This is a genomic window from Flavobacterium aquidurense (genome assembly GCF_002217195.1).
GTDB classification, from domain to species: domain Bacteria; phylum Bacteroidota; class Bacteroidia; order Flavobacteriales; family Flavobacteriaceae; genus Flavobacterium; species Flavobacterium frigidimaris.
Genome location: NZ_MUGR01000019.1, coordinates 40644 through 51139, shown reverse-complemented (window position 1 = coordinate 51139; position 10496 = coordinate 40644). Strand labels below are relative to the sequence as shown.

Annotated in this window: 7 protein-coding genes; all 7 read left to right on the top strand. The window is 36.1% G+C overall.

Translation table 11 applies throughout. The features are described from left to right. The first annotated feature begins 336 nt into the window (after positions 1-336). The 7 genes from B0A67_RS10260 to B0A67_RS10230 all read left to right on the top strand — a co-directional run bounded on the left by B0A67_RS10260 (position 337) and on the right by B0A67_RS10230 (position 10495). Complete coding sequence (locus B0A67_RS10260; protein ID WP_072962539.1) at positions 337-3459, top strand: pyocin knob domain-containing protein; 3123 nt, start codon at positions 337-339, stop codon at positions 3457-3459. A 46-nt stretch (positions 3460-3505) separates the two neighbouring features. Further along, a complete protein-coding gene (locus tag B0A67_RS10255) occupies positions 3506-3697 on the top strand; it encodes a hypothetical protein (RefSeq protein WP_072962536.1) in 192 nt (63 codons plus the stop codon). Between the two features lie 571 nt (positions 3698-4268). Beyond that, positions 4269-7454: a beta strand repeat-containing protein gene (locus B0A67_RS10250; protein WP_072962533.1), complete on the top strand. Its 3186-nt coding sequence runs from the start codon at positions 4269-4271 to the stop codon at positions 7452-7454. Between the two features lie 478 nt (positions 7455-7932). Next, positions 7933-8127: a hypothetical protein gene (locus B0A67_RS10245; RefSeq protein WP_072962531.1), complete on the top strand. Its 195-nt coding sequence runs from the start codon at positions 7933-7935 to the stop codon at positions 8125-8127. Between the two features lie 25 nt (positions 8128-8152). Continuing rightward, positions 8153-8623 carry a hypothetical protein gene (locus B0A67_RS10240; RefSeq protein WP_072962528.1) on the top strand — a complete coding sequence of 157 codons (471 nt, stop codon included), beginning with the start codon at positions 8153-8155 and terminating at the stop codon, positions 8621-8623. Positions 8624-8643: 20 nt separating this feature from the next. Then, complete coding sequence (locus B0A67_RS10235) at positions 8644-9201, top strand: DUF6046 domain-containing protein (protein ID WP_072962525.1); 558 nt, start codon at positions 8644-8646, stop codon at positions 9199-9201. After that, a complete protein-coding gene (locus B0A67_RS10230; RefSeq protein ID WP_072962521.1) occupies positions 9194-10495 on the top strand; it encodes a hypothetical protein in 1302 nt (433 codons plus the stop codon). Before B0A67_RS10235 ends, B0A67_RS10230 begins: the two co-directional genes overlap by 8 nt. The last annotated feature ends 1 nt before the right edge of the window (position 10496 follow it).

Here is a 10496-nt window from a genome sequence, read left to right as displayed (position 1 = left end):
TAAATAGTGAGATTCCTTTTATCGAATAATAATTCAAAAAGGCTTCTCCTGTTTTCAAAAAAAATAATCACCACACTATATATTAATCACACTAAATCAGCAGCCATTATGGATTATGTATTATCAACAGGCATGGTAAAAATGCCTAAAATCCCAGACAAGAGTAATTCACAACTTTTCTTAATCACACATTTAGAAAAAAGATTCCAAACAGGGAATTTAATCCTGCCCTAAATTGAAGACGAACACAACCACAAGATCTGTTATTCGTCTCCATACTTAAGAAGGTTCGATTTATCAAAATCAAATAATTACATCATTTAAAAAGAAAAAAATATGGCTTTACAAACATTAAATACCATAAAACAATGGTTTAAAACGGGTTTAAAACCAACACAAACTCAATTTTGGGATACCTGGGATTCCTTCCGACATAAATTTGATAAAATCCCTGTAAAAGAGGTCGAGGGACTTGACGAATTGCTTTTATCCAAAGCTGACAAAACCGTTCTAGACCATCACCTTGCCGATAAAAATGTTCATGCACCACAAGTAAATACGGACTGGAATAGTGAGTCCGGTTTTAGTCAATTACTTAACAAACCTGAATTTAAAACTATCAATGGAGAGCCATTGACAGGTGATGGAGATATAATTATTGAAGCAGGCGGATCCCAGAATTTACAAACCACTTTAGCCAATGGTAATGAAACCACAAACGGCATAATGTTTAACGATGACTATTATAATTGGTTAAAAACAAGCATAGATTCGAGATCTATACGTTTAACGGATAGTAATTCAGATATGTTAGTAGCTATTGATTCTGCCGGTGTTGTTACACGAGATGATAGTCAGCATGTTTCGCTAAATCCTCAAGGGATATTTTTTAATAGAGATACTGCTGATACTGCTGAATCGTATTTACGAATTAATGAATCTTCTACAGGCATTAGCACAGTAAATTTACCTGTAACCAAAGGTAAAGAAATAACATTAGCCGCTACAGACGATTTTAAAACAATCAACGGAGAATCTATTGTTGGAGAAGGAAATTTAGACATTGAACCTCAAGGTCTAAAGTCCGTTTTAGATGCAGATCCTACTGCTTCTTATGGCCAAAGCAAAGCAACCTTAATGGGCGATTACGCTAGTTCGAAATATAACGAGATTATCGTTTCTGATGAAACCGAAAAAACAGGTATCTATCAATTAAAAAACCAATTATCATTTGATCATACTGTATTAGATTCTAATGACATAGGAAATATAACCCTTTCAGAAGGCAATGTTATATTAACAAGGGATAAATCGAATAATCAGACGGTTGTCGATATATCTGATCCCGTTGCCAATACGCAATTAAGATTTCCTGCAAAATCAGAAGAAGGTAAAACATATACGATAGCTACTACAGAAGATTTTAAAACCATTAACGGAGAATCTATTGTAGGTTCAGGTGATATTTCTGTAAGCGGAGGTGCCGGAGACATCCCTACTCTGCAACAAGTATTAGATAAAGACAGAAATGCTACAAATGCAAGTATAAATCTCCTATCAGAGGACGGAGAATCACAAACAACGGTACATGAAGGTGGTCTTAATATTTCTGAAAAAACAGGGACAGGTTTCCTTATTACGGATATTAATAAACTGGGAGTTTCTGTAAGTAAAGATGAAGAAACTACTTTCGCAAATATATCAGCTGATGAACTATCTTTAAATAAAAATCTATCCGGAAATCCGGTTAAGCAAGGCATTGTATTAAATGAAGATAGCGCCGGAACGTCTACTATTAAACTGCCTCTGACTTCAGATGGGGATGTAAAAACCTTGGCTACAACAGAAGATTTCAAAACAATTAATGGAGAATCTATTGTTGGAAGTGGTAATATTATAATAGGAGGTGAAACTGCTACAGATGCAACTGCTACAGCAAAAGGTATTGTTAAACTTGCTGGCGATTTAGGAGGTACGGCAGACTTCCCTACAACACCTACAGCGTTACATAAAACAGGGAACGAAAGCTGGTCAGGTCAAAAAACGGCAAGTAACTTTACGACTTCACTCCCTACCGTTTTAAACTTAATAAACAATTATACTGCATCTGCAAGCGGTAGAACTTTCCAGCTCATATCTGCACCGGGTTCGAGTTCTGTTCTTATGGGTATGGAACTGCAAAGTGCATCAGGTGGTAAGGCGTTGGAGATAATAAGCACATCGACGAGCACCGTAAAACCTGTATCTATAATGAACGCAAATACTGAGGTACTTTCTATAGATAAACTGGGCGCCATAGTAACTACCGCGAATGTAACAGCGGCAACTCCAACTTTATCTGGTCATTTAGTTACCAAAGCCTATGCTGATAGCTTAGTTGTTGGCTTACTGGACGACAGAGGTAGCTATAACGCTTCGGTTAACTCATTTCCTACAACCGGCGGAAGTGGACCAGGTGGCGCAATATTAAAGGGCGATATTTGGTATGTTTCTGTACCTGGAACTTTAGGAGGTAAAACCGTATTAGTTGGCGATTCATTCAGAGCTCTAACGGACAGTCCGGCACAATTAAATGCCAGTTGGAGCATATTAAGCACTAACATCGGATTTGTACCGGCAAACGACGCGAACATGGTTCACAAAACCGGAAATGTAACCGAGGATATAGACGGCGTCAAAACATTTACTGGGATTCTTTTCTCTACGCCAGTCAATACAAACGCTCCCGCTTTTATAGGGACATCGACAAACTCTATATGCATTTCGGGAAAATCAGCTAACCATTACGGGGTAAGTGGAGTCTCCACCTCTGGCGGAGGGGTACACGGCCTTTCTCAGACTGGCACAGGGGCACAAGGTACGTCAGGATCCGGTATCGGAACGATTGGTCTATCAGACTCAGGTATTGGTTTGGTAGCTTCGACCCGAATAGGGGCAAAAATAGCCAGTTTTATGGTAAACGGATTTGAGAAATCGTATATAGACAATGTCGGCCGATATATAGGGGGCGCAATAGATATTAATAATACAATAGCCAATTTAAAATATAGAATAACCAGCACTAATACAGGGGGGCACTTAGTGTTTGAAAATAACGAAGGTGCAGAAACTGTTCGGGTATTCCAAAACGGTAACGTGGGGATTGGGACAGCATCATCAACATACACTGGAGCTAAACTTCAAGTTAATGGAACTATTTCTACGGCAGGGATAGTAATGAATACTGGATCAGATATAAATGTATTGTTTGACACTGTACCAAATTTAAGTCAAATTAATTCGAGTACTGGATTAATAGATATAGGTTTTGGGGAAGGTTTAACTGTTCTTGAATCATTCAAACAATCTTCTAACGATTACGGAATGCAGAGAATAACTTACACCACGGGATCTCTTAAGGGAAAAGTCTATGTAAGAGTTAAAGACGCAGGTACTTGGTCTGCATGGACAGAGAAATAAAAACTAATAATTAAAATATTATAAAACAACCTCAAATTAATATCATATGAATAAACCAAAAATTACAGTAATCGTTAGCCTTTTAATTGTTTTGACTGGCTTAGTTGACACAAAATTCGATCTTTTGCAAGATGCAGGATTATTATTGGTAACCATCAACAGAATCAAATTAATCGGTTTGATGTTGTCAGCAGCGTTACCAAGTATTACTTCGTTATTTTCGACCGTAGAAAGGTAGAAAACTCCAAGGGCAGGAATAAAAAATTGCTCTAACAATCAGCAATAACCCCTTACCTCTATTTAAACTGAAACATCCAGGATAAAAAGAAAAAATAAATCTTTTGATAATCCTGGGTGTTTTAAGCTTTAAACACCAAATAGAAAAATCGTTTAAGGCGCTATAAAGTTGACAATTTAAAATCATAAAACCGATCACATAACGACTTAAAATCGTTCTTTTTTTCTACTGAAATTACAGAAAACGCTCATCTTATTTTTCTTTTTTATGCGTCTTTCTATACTACTTTTACGCGCTCCAAAGCCGAATAATAGTGTTACTCTAAACACGTCAATTTGCAAATTTCCAGGATGTTTTTATAAAAATATCCTCCTCTCCTACGCAGACAAAACGATGCTACCTGAATGAAACATTAATAAAAACAAATAACAATCAAACACAAAAATCATAAGAAAGATGCCTAAAATGCCCCATAAAAACAATCTAAAAAATAGATTAAACCATCATTAAAAAAATTAATACAAGAACTGAATTCATCAAAATCTAAAACTACATAATTTAAAGAAAAAACATGGCTTTACAAACATTAAACACCATAAAACAATGGTTCAGAACGGGTTTAAAACCAACACAAGCTCAATTCTGGGATACCTGGGATTCCTTCCGACATAAATTTGAAAAAATTCCCGTAAAAGATATCGACGGAATTGACGAATTGCTTTTATCGAAAGCTGACAAAACCGTTCTGGAGAATCACCTCGCCGATAAAAATGCTCATGCCCCGCAAGTAAATACCGACTGGAATAGTGAGTCCGGTTTTAGTCAATTGCTTAATAAACCTGAATTTAGAACTGTTAATGGGCAAACTATTGTTGGAACCGGGGATATAGCTATCACTACTGAACCTGCAGATTTACAATCCGTTTTAGATACAAATCCGATAGCGAAGTACGGAAATAGTTCTGCGGCTATAATGGGGAACTATGGTGATTCTAAATACAATAATTTGATTGTTGGAAATGACACAGACAGATCTTCGATGTTACAACTAACAAATCAGGTTGGTTTTCAGTATTCTAAAGTAGGAATTAATACTGAAAGCAATATAACAGTTTCAGAATCTGGTGTGAATATAAAAAGATCTCTTAACGGAAAAACTACTGATATCGTGTTAGAAGATCCAACGGTTAACACCTTATTAAAGATTCCGGCAAAATCAAAAGAAGGGAATACTTATACCATTGCGACTACAGACGATTTTAAAACAATCAACGGAGAATCTATTGTTGGAGAAGGAAATTTAGACATCGAACCTCAAGGTCTAAAATCTGTTTTAGATGCAGATCCTACTGCTTCATATGGAGAAAGTAAAGCAACCTTAATGGGCGATTACGGTACTTCGAAATTTAACGAGATTATCGTTTCTGATGAAACCGAAAAAACAGGTATCTATCAATTAAAAAATCAATTATCATTTGATCATACTGTATTAGATTCTAATGACATAGGAAATATAACGCTTTCACAAGGCAATGTTATATTAACAAGGGATAAATCTAATAATCAGACTGTTGTTGACATATCTGATCCTGTCGCTAATACTCAATTAAGATTTCCTGCAAAATCAGAAGAAGGTAAAACATATACTATAGCTACTACAGAAGATTTTAAAACCATTAACGGAGAATCTATTGTAGGTTCAGGTGATATTTATGTAAGCGGAGGTGCCGGAGACATCCCTACTCTGCAACAAGTATTAGATAAAGACAGAAATGCGACAAATGCAAGTATAAATTTACTATCAGAGGAGGGAGAATCACAAACTACTGTACATGAAGGAGGTCTTAACATATCTGAAAAAACAGGGACAGGTTTCCTGATTACAGATATCAATAAACTGGGAGTTTCTGTAAGTAAAGATGAAGAAACTACTTTCGTAAATGTATTAGCTGATGAACTTTCATTAAATAAAAATTTAGCAGGAAATTCCGTTAAGCAAGGCATTGTATTAAATGAGGATAGTGCCGGAGCGTCTACAATCAAGCTGCCGCTGACTTCAGATGGGGATGTAAAAACCTTAGCTACAACAAAAGATTTTAAAACCATCAATGGAGAATCGATAGTTGGAGAGGGAGATATTACCATAGAAGGCGGAACTACTCCAGATGCAACTACTGCAGAAAAAGGGATTGTGAAACTTACCGGAGATTTAGGAGGTACAGCCGATGCACCAACAACGCCTACAGCAGTTCACAAAACAGGGAATGAGAGTATTTTAGGTCTAAAATCTATAAATAATTCTTTGAGTAATTCAGCTAGGTTTACATTTAATACTTTTAATGATGCAACTAACTCAACGTTAGATGCAACTACGACTTCGAGCACTATTCCTGCTATGACTATTAGAGCAAATACATCTAATTCTACTGGATTACTAGTTAGTGCTTTTAACTCTAATTATATTGGAGTTAAAATAGAGCCAACACAAAACTCACCACAAGTGGGTAAAATGTTAGTTTTATCTAACGCTAAAGCGGTAAATAATGTGGTAGATATAGCCACCCCTTTAACTGTTTTACGCGATGGGGCTACAGTCTCCAGCATCAGCGATTTAGGTAATATTACAGGAAACTCTTTCGTAAAGACAGGAGGCTTACCAACTCAATTTTTAAAAGCTGATGGTTCTATTGATAGTAATGTTTATTCAATTGATTCAAATGTAATACACAAAACAGGAGCCGAATCTAAAGACGGGAGATTAAATGTTTCAGCGACGGGAGGTTTTGAGACTTTATCAGGTACATCAGACATAGGAACAGGTGTTGCCGGAAGAGCAACAGGTGTTTCTGGAATAGGCGTAGCAGGTATATCTTCAGGCGGAACGGGGGTTCAAGCAGTTTCTGTAAGTTCAGCAGGGTTATATGCCTCAACTTCAACTGGTAATCAAATTGCACAGTTTTATGGTGCCAATAGGCAGAAATCATATATTCTAGCAAGTAATGGAGCATTAGGATTAGTGGGAGGTACAGCATCGCAATTTTTAAAAGCAGATGGATCTGTAGATTCAAATGTTTATACTAATGACGCAAACGTAATTCATAAAACGGGTGATGAATCTAAAAGCGGATTTTTAACGCTTAATACAGGTTTGAAATTGGATAGTTCTTTTATATCCTGGCTTGGAAGCCCCGCTAAACCAACAGGTTCAGGAGCAGCAACAATAACTGCCATAGGGAATGATATAGCTATAGCGTCTGGATCATCTTCACGACAATTTGCGATGTTTAAAACTAGTCTGCTTAGTACTGCGCAAACTTATAGTTTCCCAAATAATAGTGGAGTAATAGCTTTGTTATCGGATATACCTACAGCCGCCGAGGCAGGAACTTCAGGAAGTTATACCGCAACAGTCTCAGAAATAACTAATGTATCTATAAACGGGATAGGCAGAATGTCCAATTATATAAAAGTAGGGAATATCGTTTCTGTTCAGGCTAACGTTAATTTGAACATAACCGCAAGCTCTACTTTATCGAGATTTAGAATATCATTACCCATAAATATTGCGGGATCTGCAACTAATTTCTATTGTGGTCAAGGTATCGTATTCACTACTACCGCCGGAACTGCTGCATATCCGTGTCAAGTATATTTAAATGGAGGTACTGAAGCTATTGTACAGTTTAACTCCGAAATAGGAACGGGGCCAAGAGATGTATCTTTCAATTTTCAGTACGATATAACTAAATCCAATTAAATATTATTCTTTTTATTGTATTTCAAAGTACAAATTAAAAAATTAGCGAATATTCAAAAACAAGCTCACATTAATTTTTAAACCCACTCACCCAAAATCGTCGGAGGATTTTTATCTCTAATGATTTTGGGTGTTTTTGTCTGCGAATATTTGAGTGTGAAATTTATTCAAAAAGTGTAGCTGCAGGATTTCTTTTTTCATGAATAACAATTCTAAAAAAAAGAACAAAATAAAACCACAAACACCTACATAACAACATATTAAACAAAAATCACATTTTACTGAAACTACTGAAAACGGTCATTCAATTATTCGTTTTTCACGCACTTCTGCCCTATTTTTACATCCTCTAATAACCACTATTAGCATCCCAAAAGACATAATAATCCACTTTATTTTCAATTTTTTTTGAGAATGGATACCTCATCTGTAGACAATACCTTCAACAATCATATTAACCATTAAACATTCACCCATCATGGATTATACACCAAGAGACTTAGGAGAAACGCCTAAAATACCTGACATGAGCAATTTCAAAAATCCCTTGGGACAAGCCACAGAGGGAAACATTTTTATAGAAAGTTTTACCATCGCGCCTTTAAGCGTTTCCGAAAAAAATGAAAGTCTCACCGAAGTCCTAAAAAAAGAAAGCAGAGACAGCAACATTTAATCTCACAATCTCTAAAACCATAAAAATGCCAGACCAAGCAACATTGCAAAAACTAAAAGAAAAATACGGTACAGTATTAAAGCTGACCTCTGATGATCAAATAATTACTGCTTATTGCAAAAAGCCAACTTTCACTACATTTCTTAATTATCAAAATAAATACAAGGACAATCCGCATGAAGCGATTCTGTTTTTATTTCAGGAATGTGTCCTGGATGAAGAAAATTACGATGATGAATTCATGCTTTCCGCAGGAAATTCTATTGTGGCCATGATCAAAAATGATAGTGAGTTCTCTATCGATGCAACACCGCAAAAAGACGAGTTCAAAAAGTCCGCGGCACTTATTCGGTATGCGTTTCATGTCGATCCGTATCAATTAGCAATGGATGAGTTTTATAAACTGCTTGAAGAAGCTTTGTGGTTACAAAAACACAATGAGAAAAGAATGGAAAACACATTCATGACCGCCTTTGCTCAAACATTTTCAAATTAAAAACAAAAAAATAAATCATTATGAAATTCAATTTTAATGTAAACGAAATTTTAGCCACCAAAGAAACCGAATATACAGGCATTAACTATAATGAATCTGAATCAAAAGATTTTATTATCGATAAAACCGGCGGCGAATTTAACCTGAGAGTTTTTGCTCCTTTGGTTTTTGAACCTCTGGTAAAAAAAGACTTTAATTTACCCAGTTTACGAATAGATGCTGTTACGGTTAACCTAAATCGTTCGAAAGTCATCAAAAAAGAAGGAATCGAAGGACGCGATTCTACCATCAAGGAACATATTACAAATGGTGATTTTAGTATTTCGATAGACGGGCTAATCGCGAATGAAACCGGAGATGAATACCCAAAAGAAAAGCTTTTTTTACTGAAACAATTCCTAAATACCCCTTATGCTCTAAGAGTAACGCATGCCATTTTAAACCGATTTGGAATTTACGAATTAGTGATCGACTCCTACTCTATTCCTTCGATTTCCGGAACAAAAAATATTCAAAAATTTACGGCCAGTGCTACATCAGATGAAACCGTTGAACTAATAATCAGAGACAATGCTTAACCTAAATGCTAAAATCAGAGTCTACGAAACGGTACGACTCATCCCCACTCCCAAATATTATGAATTTACTTATGTCAAAAATGTAGACATCAGCAGTTCATACAAAACCCTTACCGATACAGCTACTATTGTAATGCCGCAAAAAGTATATACGGATACCAAAGGATTTGACCAAAACTTGTTTAAAGATGCAGATGGAAAAGAAAAATCAATTTATGATTTTTTTAAGCTCGAAAATTTTATCGAAATATTTTTAGGATACGATGGCGATTACAAACCGGCTTTCAGAGGGTATATCACAGGAGTACAAACAGATATCAATGCTGTCATCACCTGCGAAGATGCGATGTATGCTTTTAAAAAAGTAAAAGCCGTAAAAGACGATGATGTTCAGGATAAAAGTGACGTTCTGAATGTTGTATCAACCAACCCGACCACAAATGTTGAAAGTTTTAATCCTAAAACCTTCTTCGAAAAAAGAATCAAAGAACTAAAATTACCTTTTAAAGTAAATGCTCTCGATGAGGAATTGGGCAATGTAATGATTAACAGAAATCAAAGTTTGGCCCAGGTTTTTGAGATGCTAAAAGACAAAGGAATCTATACCTATTTCAAAACCGAAGATTTAGCTCCGGTTCTTACTATTACGAATAATCCGCAGCAACATACAACAGCCGAATTAGCCGGTTTTATTGATCGAAATTTCATTAAAAGTCCGTTAGCAGGAGCATTGGTCAAAAAATTAATCAATCAGGGACTTAGCCTCTTAGGTTCCCAATTAAACAAAATAGCGCAATCTGTTTCAGGTGGTTTTTTAGGAAAAGCACGTTTTAGGTTTCGTTATAATATTATCGAAGATCAATTGGTCGTGGTCAACGAAACGACAAAAAATACCCGTATGCGGGTTGAGAAATACTTTAAAAATTCGAATACGCCAATTTATATTGAATTAGGTGATCCGAATGGGCAATTAGTAAAAACCCATGTTATGCATAATGACAACGATGATTTGCCTAATGATCCTGCGGCATTCAAAAAAGCAACAACAGAAGTTGCTGCAGAATTGTATCAATATGCCGCTTCAAGAGCCATGCAATCGAAACCCAGCGGATTTGAAGGCTATTTCCTGACTTTTGGTGAACCATTTGTACGCCCCACCGACAAGGTGATTCTGGAAAACGCCAAGGACGAAGAAAAAAACGGGACTTTTCAGGTCGAAAAAGTAGAACGAAGCTATGGCGAAAACGGCTACAGACAAAAAATTTATATAGGACGAAGAGTAGAAACAGTATAAA

Coding starts and splice junctions, on each gene's coding strand:
- B0A67_RS10260 (WP_072962539.1), top strand. CDS start 337: ATGGCTTTACAAACATTAAATACCATAAAACAATGGTTTAAAACGGGT.
- B0A67_RS10255 (WP_072962536.1), top strand. CDS start 3,506: ATGAATAAACCAAAAATTACAGTAATCGTTAGCCTTTTAATTGTTTTG.
- B0A67_RS10250 (WP_072962533.1), top strand. CDS start 4,269: ATGGCTTTACAAACATTAAACACCATAAAACAATGGTTCAGAACGGGT.
- B0A67_RS10245 (WP_072962531.1), top strand. CDS start 7,933: ATGGATTATACACCAAGAGACTTAGGAGAAACGCCTAAAATACCTGAC.
- B0A67_RS10240 (WP_072962528.1), top strand. CDS start 8,153: ATGCCAGACCAAGCAACATTGCAAAAACTAAAAGAAAAATACGGTACA.
- B0A67_RS10235 (WP_072962525.1), top strand. CDS start 8,644: ATGAAATTCAATTTTAATGTAAACGAAATTTTAGCCACCAAAGAAACC.
- B0A67_RS10230 (WP_072962521.1), top strand. CDS start 9,194: ATGCTTAACCTAAATGCTAAAATCAGAGTCTACGAAACGGTACGACTC.